Source organism: Paraburkholderia kirstenboschensis, from assembly GCF_904848585.1.
Lineage (GTDB): Bacteria > Pseudomonadota > Gammaproteobacteria > Burkholderiales > Burkholderiaceae > Paraburkholderia > Paraburkholderia kirstenboschensis.
The window spans coordinates 354,400-371,618 of sequence record NZ_CAJHCR010000003.1 but is presented as its reverse complement, the minus strand read 5'-3'; the positions used below and the strand labels follow the sequence as shown (position 1 = coordinate 371,618).

Below are 17,219 nucleotides of genomic sequence, written 5' to 3'. Positions count from 1 at the left end.
ACGATGCATGCGATCCGGGCGATTCTCGCCATTGCCGCCAGCCGGGGAGTTCATCATGCAAGCAAAGAACGAAGAAGCCGTCACGCACTTGCTGAACGATGTCGTCGAGTTTGCACGAGGGCGTTTGCCCGAGCCGACGTTTCACATCGTCGAGCCCTTTCTGCGGCACTACTACGATTTCGTCGACGCCGACGATCTGCAAAGCCGCTCCATTCCCGATCTGTACGGCGCCGCGCTCGCGCACTGGCAGACCGCCCAGCGCTTCGTCCCCGGCAAGGAAAGACTGCGCGTCTACAACCCGATTCTCGAACAGCATGGCTGGCATTCCGATCACACGGTGATCGAAATCGTCAACGACGACATGCCGTTTCTGGTCGATTCCGTTTCGATGGCGGTCAACCGGCAAGGGCTCGCGCTGCATTCGGTCGTGCATCCAGTGTTTCGCATCTGGCGCGCTGCCGACGGCGACATCGCGCGTGTCACGCAGGGCGCGGAAGAGGCCGCCGACACGCGCTCGCAATTGGCCTCGTTCATTCACTTCGAAGTCGACCGTTGCGGCGACGCGGCGAAACTGGACGCGCTGCGCGACGACATCGCGAAAGTACTGCGCGACGTGCGCGCCGCGGTTGAAGACTGGCCGAAGATAGTGGAGCTCGCGCGCGTCACGATCAAAACCATGAAGGCCGGCGAGAGCGGGCCGGATGCAATGGAAGCGCGCGCGTTTCTCGAATGGATGGTCGCCGATCATTTCACCTTTCTCGGCCACCGCGACTACGAACTCGTGCAGCAGGGCACGGGCTACGGATTGCGCGCGGTGCCGGGCTCGGGCCTCGGCATCATGCGCGACGAACTGCGGACCGTGGATGGAGCCGCAGCGACTGCAGAAGTGACGGTCTTGCCACCGGCCGCAGCCGAAATCATTTCGAGCGCCTCGCCGATCTTCCTGACCAAGGCCAACTCGCGGGCAACCGTGCATCGGCCCGGCTATCTGGATTATGTCGGCATCAAACTGACCGGCGCTGACGGCAAGGTGGTCGGCGAGCGGCGCTTCATCGGCCTCTACACGTCGACCGCTTATTTTCTGTCGGCGGCCGAAATTCCGATCGTTCGGCGCAAATGCGCGAACATCGTGAGGAGGGCCGGATTCTTGCCGAAAGGTCATCTGGCGAAATCGCTCGTGACGGTGCTGGAAACGTATCCGCGCGACGAACTGTTCCAGGCCGACGAGAACCAGCTCTACGATATTGCGCTCGGCGTGCTCCGTTTGCAGGAGCATCAGCGCACGCGCCTTTTTGTGCGGCGCGACCGCTTCGACCGCTTCGTGTCGTGCCTCGTGTTCGTGCCGCGTGACAAATACAACACCGATTTGCGGCAACGTATCGCCAATCTGCTCACCGACGCATTCAACGGAGCGAGCGTCGAGTTCACGCCGCTGCTTTCCGAATCGACGCTCGCGCGCATTCACTTCGTCGTGCATGCGAAGCCGGGCGGCATGCCGGATGTCGATACGCGCGAACTCGAAGCGCGTCTCGTGCAGGTCGCGCGCCGCTGGCAGGACGATCTCGCCGATGCGTTGCTCGACGCGTTCGGTGAAGAGCAGGGCAACCGTCTGCTACAGCACTACGCGGATTCGTTTCCGCCCGGCTATCGCGACGACTATGCCGCGCGCACGGCGGTACGCGACATCGAACTGATCGAGCGCGTGCAGGGCAGCGAGCGCCTCGCGATGAACCTGTATCGTCCAATCGAAGCAGGGCCGCGCGCATTCCGCTTCAAGGTCTATCGGGCGGGAATGCCGATCGCGTTGTCGCGCAGTTTGCCGATGCTCGAACACCTGGGCGTGCGTGTCGATGAAGAGCGGCCGTATCTGATCGAAGCGCTCGGCGCGACGCCTGCGTGGATTCACGACTTCGGGCTCGAACTTGCCGACGACGCCGAGTTCGACATCGAGCGCGTGAAGGATCTTTTCGAAGATGCGTTCGAGCAGGTGTGGACCGGCGCGATAGAAAGCGACGACTTCAACCGTCTCGTTCTGCGCGCGCAATTGAGCGCGCGCGAAGTGACGATACTGCGTGCGTATGCGAAGTATCTGCGGCAGGTGGGCTCCACATTCAGCGATGCGTATATCGAGCGTGCGGTGACCGGAAATCCCGCGATTGCGCGCATGCTGGTCGAACTCTTCGTCGCGCGCTTCGATCCGTCATTGGGCGACACGCGTGAGGCGCGCGTGGAGGGTTTGCTGAAGACAATCGACAGCGCGCTCGACCAGGTGCCGAATCTCGACGAGGATCGGATACTGCGGCAGTTTCTCGGTGTGATCAAGGCCACGCAGCGCACCAACTATTACGTGTTCGATGCGGACGGAAAGCCGAAGCCGTATCTATCGTTCAAGTTCAACCCGGCGCAAGTGCCCGGTTTGCCCGAGCCGAAGCCGATGTTCGAGATATGGGTCTACTCGCCGCGCGTCGAAGGCGTGCATTTGCGTGGTGGACGTGTGGCGCGCGGCGGCTTGCGCTGGTCGGACCGTCGCGAGGACTTCCGCACTGAAGTGCTGGGTCTGATGAAGGCGCAAATGGTGAAGAACGTCGTGATCGTGCCGGTCGGCTCGAAGGGCGGCTTCGTCGTGAAGAACCCCCCGCCGCAAACGGAACGCGACACATGGATGCGCGAAGGCATTGCGTGCTATCAAACGTTCCTGCGTGGTTTGCTCGATCTGACCGACAACCTCGCGGGCACGACAGTCGTGCCTCCGCGCGACGTGGTACGGCACGATCCCGATGATCCGTATCTGGTGGTCGCCGCCGACAAAGGCACGGCCACGTTCTCCGACTACGCCAACGCGATCTCGCAGGAATACGGTTTCTGGCTCGACGACGCGTTTGCGTCGGGCGGCTCGGTCGGCTACGACCACAAGAAAATGGCGATCACGGCGCGCGGCGCCTGGGAGTCCGTCAAGCGGCATTTCCGCGAAATGGGCGTCGATACGCAGACGATGGACTTCACGGTGGTCGGTATCGGCGATATGTCCGGTGACGTGTTCGGTAATGGCATGCTGTTGTCGCCGCATATCAGGCTCGTGGCCGCGTTCGATCATCGGCATATTTTCCTGGACCCGAATCCCGATCCGGCGTCCAGTCTTGCCGAGCGTGGACGTCTCTTTCTTCTCGATCGATCGAGTTGGGCCGACTACGACCCTTCGCTGATTTCAGCGGGCGGCGGCGTGTTTCCGCGCACGGCGAAGACCATTGCCCTGTCGCCGGCCGTGCAGTCGGTACTCGGCATCAGCGCGGCGGCGCTCTCGCCGGCCGAACTGATGCGCGCAATTCTGCAGGCGCCCGTCGACCTGCTCTACAACGGCGGCATCGGCACTTATGTGAAGGCCTCGCGTGAAACGCACCTGCAGGTGGGCGACCGCGCGAACGATGCGATCCGTGTGAACGGGGCGGACTTGCGCTGCAAGGTTGTAGCCGAAGGCGGCAATCTGGGGCTCACGCAACTCGGCCGCATTGAATTCGCGCAGCGCGGCGGTCGCATCAATACCGATGCAATAGACAACTCGGCAGGTGTCGACTGTTCCGACCATGAGGTCAACATCAAGATTCTGCTGGGACTCGTGGTGGCCGACGGCGAGATGACCGGCAAGCAGCGCAACGCGCTGCTCGCGGAAATGACCGACGAAGTCGGCCTGCTCGTGTTGACGGACAACTATTACCAGACTCAGGCGCTTTCGATTGCGGGCCGCTATGGCGTCGAACTGCTCGACGCTGAAACGCGCCTGATGCGCTATCTGGAACGCGCGGGTCGCCTGAATCGTGCAATCGAGTTTCTACCGAACGACGAAGAAGTGGCCGAGCGGCAGGCTGCGAAACAAGGGCTCACCACGCCCGAGCGCGCGGTGCTGCTCGCGTACAGCAAGATGTGGCTGTACGACGCGCTGCTCGATTCTTCAGTGCCCGAAGACCCGCTCGTCAGCGACATGTTGATCGAGTATTTCCCGAAGCCTTTACGCCAGCGCTTCAGCGAGCCGATGCAGCGTCATCCGCTGCGCCGCGAAATCCTTGCGACGTATCTGACCAACGCGTTGGTAAACCGCGTGGGCTGCGAGTTCGTGCATCGGCTGATGGAGGAAACCGATGCGCAGCCCGGCGACATCGTGCGGGCCTGCATCATGGCCCGCGATGTCTTCGATCTCGACGATGTATGGCGCAGCATCGACGCGCTGGATAACCGCGTCGCCGACGACGTGCAGGCGCGCATGTTCGTCGAAGTTGCACGGCTTGTCGAACGTTCGGCGTTGTGGTTCCTGCGGCATCTGTCGTCGCCGAGCGTGAACAGCGACGACGTGACCGGTCTGCTCGCGCGTTGCCGTGAGGCCGCGCAGCGTCTCGCGCCGCAGTGGCCCGCTTTGCTGCCGGCTGCCGATCTCGAAGCGCTATCCGAACGCCAACGTGTGCTCGTCGACGCGGGCGTCGATAGTGAACTCGCGGTGCGCATTGCGAGCGGCGAGATTTCAGCGTCGCTGCTCGATATCGCCGAAGTGGCGTCCACGTGCGAGCGCAAGCTCGAACTGGTGGCGGGCGTCTACTTCGCGCTCGGCACGCTGCTCAACTACAACTGGATCAGCGAACGCGCGGCTGCGCTGCCTGCGCCGTCGCACTGGGACATGCTGGCGCGCGCATCCGCATTGGCCGAACTCGCGCGCCTCAAACGCGCGCTTACGATGAGTGCGCTCGCCGGCGCCGACGACGCAGCCACGCCCGACGCGCTGGTTCAAGCATGGCGCGACAAGCGCGCTATGCAACTCGAGCGCTATGCTCGGCTGCTTGCCGACCTCAGGGCCACCGGCGGAGCAAGCCTGTCGATGCTGCTGGTGATCGTCCGGGAAATGGCTGCGCTCGAGAGGGCATGAGCATTGCGTGGAGGAAGCGGTAAAGAAAGGCTGGTTGAAGGTCCAAGCGCGCGGTGCGCAGAGCGCCGCGGTTGGACGCACGCTGCCCGGCATGTCCATAATACGGATTCCCGGCAGTTGAAAGCCTTTTGAAAATTGACTAACGCCCTCCACGACGATGAAAGAAGAATCGCCGAAAGCCATTATTTACGCGCTTGCTGCCAACTTCGGCATTGCCGTCTGCAAGTTCGCCGCTGCCTCGTTCACCGGTTCCGGTTCGATGTTCGCGGAAGCTATTCACTCCACCGCCGACTGCGGTAATCAATTGCTGCTGCTCTTCGGCCTGCGCCAGGCGCGCCGGCCGGCAAGCCCGTTGCATCCGATGGGCGGGGGCCGTGAGATCAACTTTTATTCGCTGCTGGTCGCGCTGCTGCTGTTCTTTGTCGGCGGCGCGTTTTCAGTGTACGAAGGCGTGCATCGGCTGGTCGCGCGGGAGCCTCTGCAGTATGCGTATGTCGCGCTTGTCGTGCTCGGCGTTTCCGTGGTGCTGGAGGCGTTCTCGCTGTGGGGCGCGATGAAGGAGATCCGCAGGGTGCACCCGGAGAAAGCGCTCTGGCGCTGGTTCCGGGAAACCCGCGAGTCCGAGTTGCTGGTCGTCGCGGGCGAGGATATTGCCGCGCTGGCCGGCTTGGCGATGGCCTTCGCCGCCGTGCTGCTCACTTTGGTGACCGGCAATGCCGTCTATGACGCGCTTGGTTCCATAGCCGTTGGTTTGCTGCTGATGGTGATCGCATGGCTCGTGGCGCGCGAGGTGAAGTCGATGATCGTCGGCGAATCGGCAAGCCCCGAAGTGCGCCGCGCAATCGAGGCGCATTTGCGCGCACGCGGTGAGATTCGCAGCATCATCAATATGATTACTCTGCAATGGGGACGTCATGTGGTGGTCGCCGTGCAGGCTGAAATGATCGACTACGCGAGCGGCCGCGCGATGGTCGACGCGATCAACGTGATCGAGGCAGATTTGCAAGCCGCATTTCCGCAGGTGCGCTGGGTGTTTTTTGAACCAGACGTGCCGCGCGCCTAACCATGCCTTTTCTGCGCACGTGACTCGCGAAGGTCTTTGCGCGAGTCACGCAACCCGCGCTTCATGTAGTGGAAAATAATTTCTTCGCATCTATACTTCCTTCGGCTTGAAGGCGGCACTCTCCCAAACTGCATCACAAGCAAAAGGAAGATCACGATGCTGACTCGCACATTAGGCGCTCTCTCCGTCATTGCACTCGCGGCATGCGCGGCCTTTACCTCCGGGCCGGCAAGCGCGGACGACAACGACGATTTCTCGCATGACGGCGGCGGCTCGCGCGGGCGGCCAGTCAAGGTGATGATCATTTCGATGTTCGGTCCGGAGGGCCAGGTGTGGCTGGATAAGCTCGGGCCATGGCGCGATATTCCGGTGGACGGCCTGTCGCCCGATTACCCGGCAGTGCATTGCAACCGTCAGGATGTATGCGTGATGACGACCGGCATGGGCCACACGAACGCCGCGGCGTCGATCATGGCATTGACGTTCTCACCGCGTTTCGATTTGCGGCATACGTATTTTATGGTGGCGGGTATTGCCGGCATCGATCCTCAACGGGGCACGGTCGGATCCGCTGCGTGGGCCAAGTACCTTGTCGACTTCGGCATTCAATGGGAGATCGACGGGCGCGAGATTCCGGCCGGCTGGAATACCGGCTATCTTGGGATCAACACAAAAAGCCCTTCAGAAAAGCCGCCGCTCGATTACCGGACCGAAGTGTTCAAGCTCAATACGCGACTCGCCGATACTGCATTCGCCTTGTCGCGCAACGTGGTGCTTTCCGACAACGCGCAGGCGCAGGCCGCGCGTGCCAAGTATTCGTACCCGCCGGCTAATCAATCGCCGACCGTCATTCAATGCGATACGCTCGCCGGCGATACGTGGTGGTCGGGCACGCTGCTGGGGCAACGGGCTCGCGACTGGACCAAGATCTTGACGGATGAAAAGGGCGTGTATTGCACCACGCAGCAGGAAGACAATGCCACGTATGAAGCGCTAAAACGCGCGGCTTCGGTGCATAAGGTCGATTTGAACCGCGTTGCCGTGGTGCGTGCGGGCTCTGATTTCGACCGTCCTTACGACGGACAGACCAGCGCCGACAATCTGCTGAACTACTCCGCGCAAGGCGGCTTCACGATTGCTCTCGAAAATCTATACCGCTCGGGTAATCCGCTCGTGCAGGACATTGTCACGCACTGGAGCGAATGGCGCGAAGGCGTGCCCAGGCGCTAACCGGCTTGTTGCAAGCGGGCCGCTTCGTGCGGCCCGCACTGCAATGGCGCGCCACACTTAACGTTGCGGTGCGCGATACGGTGTCCAGACGGCGGCGTCCGTATTCCAATGATCCAGTTCCGATGGTGTCATGATGTACTCCTTTGTGAAGAGTGGAAAGCTATCGCGGCGATTCGCATTTATTCCGGAAAACTAACGGTTCTGGCGTCCGCTTTCCTCTGTGCTCAGTGCCCCGCTTAGTGCCCGCTTAGTACCTGTTACTGCCCATTAGCCACACGCGTGACGTCGCCGTTCGCGCCTTCCTGCAACGCGATTCGTGCGGCTTGCGTCTGGCCGATCAGACCTTTGTTCGGGTAGCTCGTGCGATTGAGCGAAGGCAGCGAACCGTCACGATATGCGGCGACCACTTCGGCCTGCACTTCGGCGCGTGTTTTTCCGCTTGTCGTCGAGGTCGGTTGAGTCTGGTAAGTACCAGCGTGGCCGATGCCGTTGCCGCCGCCGTTGCTTTGTGCAAATACCGGCGCGCTGGCGAGCAGCGAGAGAGCAAGACCTGCGAGAAGATTGCGTTTCATGATTCACTCCTGTCGATTCGTTTGCAGCACGAGGGGCGCTGCGACAGGGTGAAATGTAGACTTCGAGTGGACGTCGATAAATCGCGCTTTCGCGAAATGAATTGTCGCGATTTCGGAACAATCGCGTGAGGACCCCTTTAAACGCGGGCACAAGGAACAACCGCGGCATTAGCGCCGCGGTTGGAATTCACTGTTCCAGTTTTTGTACTTCAATCTAACTGAATTACGCGACCCATTCGGAAATCACCGGTGTGTCGAGTGTCGGAGCCGACTCGCGTTCTTCGAGCGTGCGCTGCGAGCATGTTGCATCGAGCGCACCACGACCGCTCAGCAATGGGCAGCGATCGAATACCTCGGCGATCCAGTCTACGAAAACACGGACTTTAGGCGACAGATGCCGACTGTGCGGATAGACTGCGGAAATCGGCATCGGCAAAGGCTTGAGTTCGGGCAGTACTTCAACCAGCTGGCCTGAACGCAGATGCGGCAGCACCATGAAACGAGCCGGCTGAATCAGGCCAAAACCTTCCAGCCCGCAGGTCACGTAGGCATCGGCGTCGTTGACCGACACAATGCCCTTCATTTTTACTTCAACCTCTTTGCCATCAACCATGAACGCCCAGTCGAGCGTGCGTCCCGTACGGCTCGAGAAGTAATTGACTGCTTTGTGATTTTCCAGGTCGTCGAGCGAGGTCGGCATGCCGGCCCGTTCAATGTATTCCGGGGCCGCGCACGTCACGCCCTCGAATAGGCCAATACGCCGCGCCACCAGCGAAGAATCCTGGAGTGCGCCGACGCGCACCACGCAATCCACGCCTTCCTGCAAAAGGTCGACCTGTCTGTCCGACAAGCCGAGTTGCAGGTCGATGTCCGGGTAGCGCGTGTGGAATTCACATAGTTGAGGAATCACCAGTAAGCGGCCAATCGAGCCCGGCATGTCGATGCGCAGCTTGCCATGCGGCTTCTTATTGCCGCTCTGAAAACTGGCCTCGGTCTCTTCGACGTCCGCGAGAATGCGCACGCAGCGCTCGTAATACGCGGCGCCGTCCGGCGTGAGCGACAGGCGCCGCGTGGTGCGGTGCATGAGCCGTGTGCCGAGGAACGCTTCGAGGTTCTGAATAATCGTGGTAACCGATGCGCGGGGCAGGTCGAGCGTTTCCGCCGCACGGGTAAAGCTGTTGGTGTCGACAACGCGTGTGAACACTTGCATGGCCTGAAGCCGGTCCATTGCAAACCTCCAGAAGGGGCAGGCGTACTGAGCAGGATTCGAATCCGCGGAGCAATCGATTTGATTGTTCAGGGGCGCCGAATTGTGTTGCCGGATTATAGGCATTTATTTACGAGTCTGCCGAACCCACAATTCGCACCATTGAAGTTCTTTGCGCATTGCGCGGCTCGACATGCAAGCATTTAAACCGCCGTACTCCTTTGTGCCCACCGGCAGTGCGCCGGTAGAGGCCGACAGCACGGCTCTCGAAGTCACCGACGTGCAGATAGAAGGGCACGCGCAGGACATCACATTGCGTTTGTACCGGCAGGGAAAGAAAACCGCACTGCCTGTACTGCTTTATTTTCACGGCGGCGGCTTTACGAAGGGATCTATCGATCAGGCCGACTTCGCCTCGCGTTATTTCGCAGAGCATTTACCGGCATTGGTGGTGTCGGTCGGCTATTCGCTTGCGCCGGCGTTTCCGTTTCCCGCCGCGCCGGAAGACGCGCATCGGGCGGCATTGTGGGTACAGACGCGGGCGCGCGCTTTTGGCGGCAACAGCAGAAAGGTGGGCGTGGCGGGTCATGACGCCGGCGGTCAATTGGCCAATTGCCTCGCGTTTATCGCGCGGGATCGCGGCGACGTGCAGATCGCCGCGCAGGCTTTGTTCGGGCCGATGCTGGACCCGAGCCTCACCCGCCTTGGCGACGAAAAGCGCCTCGGCTCGGACATTACGGCAAGAGAGTGTGCGGCCTGTTACCGCGCGTACTTGCCGCAAGCGTCGCAACGCATGCATCCGTATGCGGCGCCGCTCGAATCGTCGCGGCTCGCGGGCTTGCCGGCCACGCTAATCGCGACGGCGCAAAACGACGTGCTGCATGTCGAAGCGGAGAAATACGCGAGCAGCCTGATCGACGCAGGTGTGCTGACCCAGGTGGTCCGCTATCCGGCCGTCTCGCATGCGGCGTTGGCCGATCATCCGCCCGCCTTGCAGGAAGCGGTGCGATTTTTTCAGTGGCGCTTCGATGCGCGCGCCCATCGATGAAACACAAATAAGCAGAACTTCAATCAACGATACCGGGAGCTTCAAATGACCATCCTTCCTCTTTCCCGTCGCCGTGTGGCGATAGCCGCGCTAGCCGTGATCGTCGTAGCCGGACTGGGCACGTTCGGCGCGATTCGTGTCGACGCGAGTTCGCCTGCCGCGCCGACCATCGTGCCGGAAGTCGATGTCGCCACTGTGGTGCAAAAAACGATTACCGACTGGCAGAGCTATTCGGGCCGCCTCGAAGCGGTCGAAAAAGTGGACGTCCGTTCGCAGGTGCCTGGCACGATCGTGTCGGTCAACTTTAAGGACGGCGCGCTCGTGAAGAAAGGCGACACGCTGTTCGTGATCGACCCGCGCCCGTACGCGGCGGAAGTGGATCGCGCAGAAGCGCAGCTCGCGGCCGCGCAGGCGCGCACCGGCTACACGCAAAGCGACTGGGAGCGCGCGCAGCGCCTGATCGCCGACAACGCAATCGCCAAGCGCGATTACGACGAGAAGCAGAATGCCGCGCGCGAAGCGAGCGCGAACCTGAAGGCCGCGCAAGCCGCACTCGAAACCGCACGCATCAATCTCGGCTACACGAAGATTGTCGCGCCGGTTTCAGGTCGTGTGTCGCGCGCGGAAATCACAGTGGGCAACGTGGTGTCGGCGGGCGCGAGCTCGACGCCGCTCACCACGCTCGTGTCGGTTTCGCCGATCTACGCATCGTTCGACGCAGACGAACAAACCTATCTGCAGTACCTGCGTCGCGCGAAAGACGGCGGCAAGGTGCCGGTTGAACTCGGTCTCGCAGATGAAAGCGGCTACTCCCGCAACGGCATTATCGAGTCGGTGGACAACCGGCTCGATACGTCGTCGGGCACGATCCGCGTTCGCGCGCGTTTCGATAACCAGGACGGCACATTGATTCCGGGTCTCTACGCACGCGTGAAAGTGGGCGGCAGCGAGCCGCACCCCGCACTGCTGATCGACGACGCCGCGGTGGGCACCGATCAGGACAAGAAGTTCGTGCTGGTGGTCGATCAGAACAACCACGTCGCCTACCGCGAGATCTCCGTCGGCGATATGCAGGGCAATCTGCGCGTCGTGAAGGGCGGCCTGAAGGCGGGCGACCGGATCGTCGTCAACGGCATTCAGCGTGTGCGTCCGGGCGACGCAGTGCGCGCGCATATGGTGCCCATGACGACCGACCAGGACCCGAACAGCGCGCCGCTTGCACAGACGCGCGCCAAAGCGGACAAGAATTCGTGAGCGTCGCCGCCGCGGCATTGAACGCGCGGCGCCTTGCTCCAACCGCTTGCTCCAACATCAAGAGCTTCCAATGAACATATCCAAATTCTTCATCGATCGGCCGATCTTTGCGGGCGTGCTATCGGTATTGGTTCTGCTGGCGGGCATTATCTCGCTCTTCAAGCTGCCGATCTCCGAGTACCCCGAAGTGGTACCGCCGTCGGTCGTGGTGCACGCGCAGTATCCTGGCGCAAATCCGAAAGTGATCGCTGAAGCCGTCGCTTCGCCGCTCGAAGAGCAGATCAACGGCGTCGAGAACATGCTGTATATGCAGTCGCAAGCAAATAGCGACGGCAACCTCACGCTGACGGTCACGTTCAAGCTCGGCACGAACCCGGACCTCGCGACGCAACTGGTGCAGAACCGCGTGAACCAGGCACTGCCGCGTCTGCCGGAAGACGTGCAACGGCTCGGCGTGACTACGATCAAGAGCTCGCCCACGCTGACCATGGTGGTCCACCTGATCTCGCCGAATAACCGCTACGACATGACGTATCTGCGCAACTACGCGCTGCTGAACGTCAAGGACCGGCTCGCGCGTATTCAGGGCGTCGGCCAGGTGCAATTGTGGGGCTCGGGCGACTACGCAATGCGTGTGTGGCTCGATCCGCAGAAGGTGGCGCAACGCGGTTTGACGGCGACCGAAGTGGCCAACGCAATTCGCGAGCAGAACATTCAGGTGGCGGCCGGCGTGATCGGCGCATCGCCTTCGGTGCCCGGCACGCAATTGCAGTTGTCGGTCAATGCGCGCGGCCGTTTGAAGACCGAGGGCGAATTCGGCGACATCATCGTGAAGACCGCGCCCGATGGCGGCGTGACCTATCTGCGTGACATCTCCCGTGTCGAACTGGCCGCGTCGGAATACGGTCTGCGTTCGTTGCTCGACAATAAGCCGGCGGTTGCGCTCGCGATCAACCAGGCGCCAGGCGCGAACTCGCTCGCGATTTCCGACGAAGTCCGCTCCGCGATGAAGGAACTCGCGCAAGACATGCCCGCGGGCGTCGAATACAAGATCGTCTACGACCCGACGCAGTTCGTGCGCTCGAGTATCGAGGCGGTCGTGCATACGCTGCTCGAAGCAATCGCGCTGGTGGTGATCGTCGTGATCGTGTTCCTGCAGACGTGGCGCGCGTCGATCATTCCGTTGATCGCCGTGCCGGTGTCGATTGTCGGCACGTTCTCGCTGTTGCTTGCCTTCGGTTTCTCGATCAATGCGTTGTCGTTGTTCGGCATGGTGCTCGCCATCGGGATCGTGGTGGACGATGCGATCGTGGTGGTGGAGAACGTCGAACGGAATATCGAAAGCGGGCTCAGTGCTCGCGAGGCGACCTACAAGGCGATGCAGGAAGTGAGCGGGCCGATTATCGCCATCGCGCTCACGCTCGTTGCCGTGTTCGTGCCGCTCGCGTTCATGACGGGCCTCACGGGTCAGTTCTACAAGCAGTTCGCGATGACCATCGCGATCTCCACGGTGATCTCGGCGTTCAACTCGTTGACGCTGTCGCCGGCGTTGTCCGCAATGCTGCTGCGCGGCCACGGCGCAAAGGAAGACTTCCTGACGCGTGTGATGAACCGCGTGCTGGGCCGCTTCTTCAAGGGCTTCAACAAGGTGTTTCATCGCGGCTCTACGGAATACGGCCGCGGGGTGACGGGCGTGCTGCGCCGCAAGGGTGCGATGCTCGCGGTGTACGCAATTCTGCTCGGCGCAACGGTGCTGATCTCGCGTGTCGTGCCGGGCGGCTTCGTGCCCGCGCAGGACAAGGAGTATCTGATTGCGTTCGCGCAGTTGCCGAACGGCGCATCGCTGGATCGTACGGAAAAAGTGATCCGCGACATGAGCGCGATTGCGCTCAAGCAGAAGGGTGTGGAAAGCGCGGTGGCGTTCCCGGGTTTGTCGGTGAACGGCTTCACGAATAGTTCGAGCGCGGGCATTGTGTTCGTCACGCTCAAGCCGTTCAAGGAACGCGGCGACAAGAAGCTTTCGGCGGGTGCGATTGCGGGCGCGTTGAACCAGCAATACGGCGCGCTCAAGGATTCGTTCGTCGCGGTGTTTCCGCCGCCACCCGTGCTCGGTCTCGGCACGCTCGGCGGTTTCAAGATGCAACTGGAGGATCACGGCGCGCTCGGTTACGCGGAATTGAACAAGGCAGCGGAAGCATTCGTGAAGAAGGCGGCGCAAACGCCTGAACTGGGCCCGACCTTCTCCAGCTATCAGATCAACGTGCCGCAATTGAACGTGGACCTCGATCGCGTGAAGGCAAAGCAACTCGGCGTGCCGGTCACCGACGTGTTCAATACGATGCAGATCTATCTGGGCTCGCTGTATGTGAACGACTTCAACCGCTTTGGCCGCGTGTACCAGGTGCGGGTGCAGGCAGACGCGCCGTTCCGTCAACGCGCCGACGACATCCTGCAACTGAAGACGCGCAATGCGGCGGGCGACATGGTGCCGTTGTCGTCGCTGGTGTCGGTCACGCCGACTTTCGGTCCGGAAATGGTGGTGCGTTACAACGGCTATACGGCAGCGGACATCAACGGTGGACCGGCGCCGGGCTTCTCGTCCGGCCAGGCGCAAGCCGCGGCTGAGCGCGTGGCGGCCGAAGTTCTGCCACGTGGCGTGAAGCTCGAATGGACCGACCTGACGTATCAGCAGATTCTCGCCGGCAATGCGGGCTTGTGGGTGTTCCCGATCAGCGTGCTGCTCGTGTTCCTCGTGCTCGCCGCACTGTATGAAAGCCTGACGCTGCCGCTCGCCGTGATCCTGATTGTGCCGATGAGCGTGCTGTCCGCGCTGACCGGCGTGTGGCTCACGGGCGGCGACAACAACATCTTTACGCAGATCGGCTTGATGGTACTGGTGGGCTTGTCGGCGAAGAACGCGATTCTGATTGTGGAGTTTGCTCGCGAGCTCGAACACGACGGACATACACCGCTGTCGGCGGCAATTGAGGCGAGCCGCCTGCGTCTGCGGCCGATTCTGATGACGTCGATCGCGTTCATCATGGGTGTGGTGCCGCTGGTGTTGTCGACCGGAGCCGGTTCGGAAATGCGTCATGCAATGGGTATCGCGGTGTTCTTCGGCATGCTCGGCGTCACGCTGTTCGGGCTGATGCTCACGCCGGTGTTCTATGTGGTGCTGCGTACGTTGGCCGGCGGGACGGTTCACGTCGCGCAGAAGGATTCGCCGCGCATTGGCGCACCGGTCACGGACGCCTGAGGAGAAAACAACAATGAAACGCTTTGAAAGTTTGAGTGGATGGGGCCGGGCGGCAGCCAGCGGTTTGCTGCTCGCGCTGCTCGCCGCCTGCTCGGTGGAGCCCACCTATAAGCGGCCGGAAGTGGATACGCCCACCGCGTTCAAGGAAGCGCCGGTAGCGGCATCGGGTGCTTCGGCGACCTCGGCCGCATCGGCGCCGGACGCCGGCACGTGGAAGACGGCGCAACCCGCCGACGACGCGCATCGCGGCGAATGGTGGAAGATTTTCGGCGACGCGCAGCTCGACGCGCTCGAAGAGCAGGCGGCCGCCGCGAATCAGGACCTGAAGGCGGCAGCAGCGCGCGTACAGCAGGCGCGTGCCGTGACGCGCGCAGCGAAGTCGGACTGGTTCCCGAAGATCGATGCGGGCTTCGGCCCGACCCGCGAACGTGCGTCGGCAGCGTCGCAGTTTCAGCCGGATAGCGTGGGCGGCACGACTGGCACCATCTGGCGCGCGCAGGTCGGCGCGTCGTATGAGGCGGATCTGTTCGGTCGCGTCGGCTCTAACGTCAATGCGTCGCGCGCGGACGAGCAGCAAAGCGAGGCGCTGTTCCGTTCGGTGCAGTTGTCGTTGCAGGCCGACGTCGCGCAAAACTATTTCCAGTTGCGCGAACTCGATACGGATCAGGACCTGTACCGCCGCACAGTGGCATTGCGTGAAGATACATTGAAGCTCGTCGAGCGTCGTTTCAAGGAAGGCGACATCAGCGAGCTCGATGTTTCTCGCGCCCGCAACGAACTTGCGAGCGCGCGGGCGGATGCCGTGGGCGTCGCACGTCAGCGCGCGGCGTCGGAGCATAGTCTCGCGATTCTGCTCGGCAAGCCGCCGGCAGACTTCTCATTCGCGGAAGCGCCGCTTGTGCCGGTAGCGGCACGTGTGCCGCCGGGCTTGCCTTCGGCGCTGCTCGAACGGCGGCCGGATGTTTCGGCAGCCGAGCGCGCGATGGCGGCGGCAAACGCGCGCGTCGGTCTCGCGAAGTCGGCGTTTTTCCCGAAGCTCGATATCACTGGCGCATTCGGCTATGAGTCGGCGACCTTGGGCAATCTGTTCATGTGGTCGAGCCGTGCGTTCATTCTCGGGCCGTTTGCCGGCACTGCATTGACGTTGCCTCTGTTCGACGGCGGTCGGCGCAAGGCGAATCTCGCGCAGGCTCGTGCGAAATACGACGAGGACGTCGCGCAGTATCGCCAGCAGGTTCTGGTGGCGTTCCGCGAAGTCGAGGACAACCTGGCCGACCTGCGCCTGCTCGACGACCAGATGCGCGAGCAGAACGATGCAGTGCAGGCCTCGCAGCGCGCTGCGCGTCTGTCGCGCACGCAGTACACCGAAGGCGCGGTCAGCTATCTGGACGTGATCGACGGCGAGCGGCAGGTATTGAATACGCAACTGCAGGCGAGCCACTTGCAGGGCACGCAGGCTGTCGCGACCGTCAACCTGATTCGCGCTCTGGGCGGCGGCTGGGGCGATGTGGCTGCGTCCGACACCGCAGTGGGTTCTGCTGCACCGGCTGCACCGGCTGCAACACCGGCTTCTTCAGCGGCGCCTGGCGAACAGGTGGCCAAGCGCTAGGGGTTTTATTGCCGAGGCTGGACCTGAGTGCTGGAAACAAGCCGGATCGCGCGACCAAGCGCGGTCCGGCTTTTTTTTGCGCAAATCTTTTTTAGCACTTTCCTTTCGAAAATCCGTTCGTAGACCCATTGCTATCGTGGCCTCTATGATGATTCGCATCTTGGCGTGGGCCGTCGAACAGGCTCGCCGCGAACTACATCACGTATCAACTACAAGAGTCCACCATGCGCAATTTCGCTTTAAACGTGCGGCGTTTTTTTCGCGCGCCGACGCTCGCGCTTGTCAGCGCCTTCGGCTTCGCACTGGCTCTGCCCGCAGCGCCCGCATTCGCAGCGGACGCGCCGACGCTGAAAATAGGCACGGCCACGAGTCCGCAAATCGAGGCGCTCAAAGTAGCCGTGCGCGAGGCGAAAGAGCAGGGGCTCGACGTGAAGGTAATCGAATTCACCGACTGGAACACGCCGAACGCGGCACTCGCGAATAAGGATATCGACGTCAATTACTTCCAGCACATTCCGTTTCTCGACAACGCGAAGAAGCAGGGCGGCTATAACTTTGTCGCAATTGCCCCCGGCACGATCATGAAGATCGGTCTGTACTCGAAGAAGATCAAACGCTTCGACGAATTGAAAGACGGCGCGACCGTGGCGATCGCCAACGATCCTGTGAATGGCGGGCGCGGCTTGTTGCTGCTGCAACGCGCGGGGCTCATCAAGCTGACGCCCGGTATCGACTATCGCGCAAGCACGCTCGACATTGTCGACAACCCCAGGCATCTGAAGATCGTTCAGCTCGAAGCGTCGCAACTGGCCCGTTCGCTCGACGATGTCGATCTTGCACAGGGCTATCCGAGCTTCATCAAACTCGCGGGTACGACGGATCCGAATAGCGCGCTTCTGTTCGACGGCCTGGAGAACAGGAACTACGCGATTCAGTGGGTCGTGCGTCCGGAAAGCGTGAACGATCCGCGCATTCGCAAGTTCATTTCGATCTATCAGCATTCGCCGGCGGTGCGCGCCGCGCTCGACAAGGCATTCGGCAATCTGTACGCGGTCGCCTGGTAAGCGGCGC

10 protein-coding genes are annotated in these 17,219 nt (G+C 61.8%); 8 read left to right on the top strand and 2 right to left on the bottom strand.

The features are described 5' to 3' along the window. The first annotated feature begins 55 nt into the window (after positions 1-55). The 3 genes from JMY24_RS11480 to JMY24_RS11470 all read left to right on the top strand — a co-directional run bounded on the left by JMY24_RS11480 (position 56) and on the right by JMY24_RS11470 (position 7,202). The gene (locus JMY24_RS11480; RefSeq protein ID WP_128596458.1) at positions 56-4,909 is read left to right on the top strand and encodes an NAD-glutamate dehydrogenase; all 4,854 of its coding nucleotides are present in this window, start codon (positions 56-58) and stop codon (positions 4,907-4,909) included. 157 nt (positions 4,910-5,066) lie between these two features. Beyond that, positions 5,067-5,972 (top strand): cation diffusion facilitator family transporter, encoded by a 906-nt coding sequence (locus tag JMY24_RS11475; RefSeq protein WP_128596459.1) that lies wholly within the window; start codon positions 5,067-5,069, stop codon positions 5,970-5,972. A gap of 156 nt (positions 5,973-6,128) precedes the next feature. Then, positions 6,129-7,202: a purine-nucleoside phosphorylase gene (locus JMY24_RS11470; protein WP_128596460.1), complete on the top strand. Its 1,074-nt coding sequence runs from the start codon at positions 6,129-6,131 to the stop codon at positions 7,200-7,202. A 257-nt stretch (positions 7,203-7,459) separates the two neighbouring features. Here the strand turns inward: JMY24_RS11470 and JMY24_RS11465 are convergent, their stop codons facing one another. Together JMY24_RS11465 and JMY24_RS11460 are read right to left on the bottom strand one after the other, a co-directional pair. Continuing rightward, entirely contained in the window at positions 7,460-7,774 is a 315-nt protein-coding gene (locus JMY24_RS11465) for a DUF4148 domain-containing protein (protein ID WP_128585751.1), read from the bottom strand. 223 nt (positions 7,775-7,997) lie between these two features. Further along, positions 7,998-9,002, bottom strand: coding sequence for a LysR family transcriptional regulator (locus tag JMY24_RS11460; RefSeq protein WP_128585750.1), 1,005 nt, complete (start codon positions 9,000-9,002; stop codon positions 7,998-8,000). 172 nt (positions 9,003-9,174) lie between these two features. On the opposite strand from JMY24_RS11460, the gene JMY24_RS11455 reads away from it, so the two are divergent. From JMY24_RS11455 to JMY24_RS11435, 5 genes are all read left to right on the top strand, one after another. After that, a complete protein-coding gene (locus JMY24_RS11455; RefSeq protein ID WP_128585749.1) occupies positions 9,175-10,029 on the top strand; it encodes an alpha/beta hydrolase in 855 nt (284 codons plus the stop codon). A gap of 45 nt (positions 10,030-10,074) precedes the next feature. After that, entirely contained in the window at positions 10,075-11,283 is a 1,209-nt protein-coding gene (locus JMY24_RS11450; RefSeq protein WP_128585748.1) for an efflux RND transporter periplasmic adaptor subunit, read from the top strand. Between the two features lie 70 nt (positions 11,284-11,353). Beyond that, positions 11,354-14,539: an efflux RND transporter permease subunit gene (locus JMY24_RS11445; protein ID WP_128596462.1), complete on the top strand. Its 3,186-nt coding sequence runs from the start codon at positions 11,354-11,356 to the stop codon at positions 14,537-14,539. A 13-nt stretch (positions 14,540-14,552) separates the two neighbouring features. Next, positions 14,553-16,148, top strand: coding sequence for an efflux transporter outer membrane subunit (locus tag JMY24_RS11440; RefSeq protein ID WP_128596463.1), 1,596 nt, complete (start codon positions 14,553-14,555; stop codon positions 16,146-16,148). 224 nt (positions 16,149-16,372) lie between these two features. Continuing rightward, positions 16,373-17,212 (top strand): MetQ/NlpA family ABC transporter substrate-binding protein, encoded by an 840-nt coding sequence (locus tag JMY24_RS11435; RefSeq protein WP_128596464.1) that lies wholly within the window; start codon positions 16,373-16,375, stop codon positions 17,210-17,212. Positions 17,213-17,219 lie beyond the last annotated feature (7 nt).

Excerpts from the sequence above, each read along its gene's own strand:
- JMY24_RS11480 (WP_128596458.1), top strand. The coding sequence starts at position 56 with ATGCAAGCAAAGAACGAAGAAGCCGTCACGCACTTGCTGAACGATGTC.
- JMY24_RS11475 (WP_128596459.1), top strand. The coding sequence starts at position 5,067 with ATGAAAGAAGAATCGCCGAAAGCCATTATTTACGCGCTTGCTGCCAAC.
- JMY24_RS11470 (WP_128596460.1), top strand. The coding sequence starts at position 6,129 with ATGCTGACTCGCACATTAGGCGCTCTCTCCGTCATTGCACTCGCGGCA.
- JMY24_RS11465 (WP_128585751.1), bottom strand. The coding sequence starts at position 7,774 with ATGAAACGCAATCTTCTCGCAGGTCTTGCTCTCTCGCTGCTCGCCAGC.
- JMY24_RS11460 (WP_128585750.1), bottom strand. The coding sequence starts at position 9,002 with ATGGACCGGCTTCAGGCCATGCAAGTGTTCACACGCGTTGTCGACACC.
- JMY24_RS11455 (WP_128585749.1), top strand. The coding sequence starts at position 9,175 with ATGCAAGCATTTAAACCGCCGTACTCCTTTGTGCCCACCGGCAGTGCG.
- JMY24_RS11450 (WP_128585748.1), top strand. The coding sequence starts at position 10,075 with ATGACCATCCTTCCTCTTTCCCGTCGCCGTGTGGCGATAGCCGCGCTA.
- JMY24_RS11445 (WP_128596462.1), top strand. The coding sequence starts at position 11,354 with ATGAACATATCCAAATTCTTCATCGATCGGCCGATCTTTGCGGGCGTG.
- JMY24_RS11440 (WP_128596463.1), top strand. The coding sequence starts at position 14,553 with ATGAAACGCTTTGAAAGTTTGAGTGGATGGGGCCGGGCGGCAGCCAGC.
- JMY24_RS11435 (WP_128596464.1), top strand. The coding sequence starts at position 16,373 with ATGCGCAATTTCGCTTTAAACGTGCGGCGTTTTTTTCGCGCGCCGACG.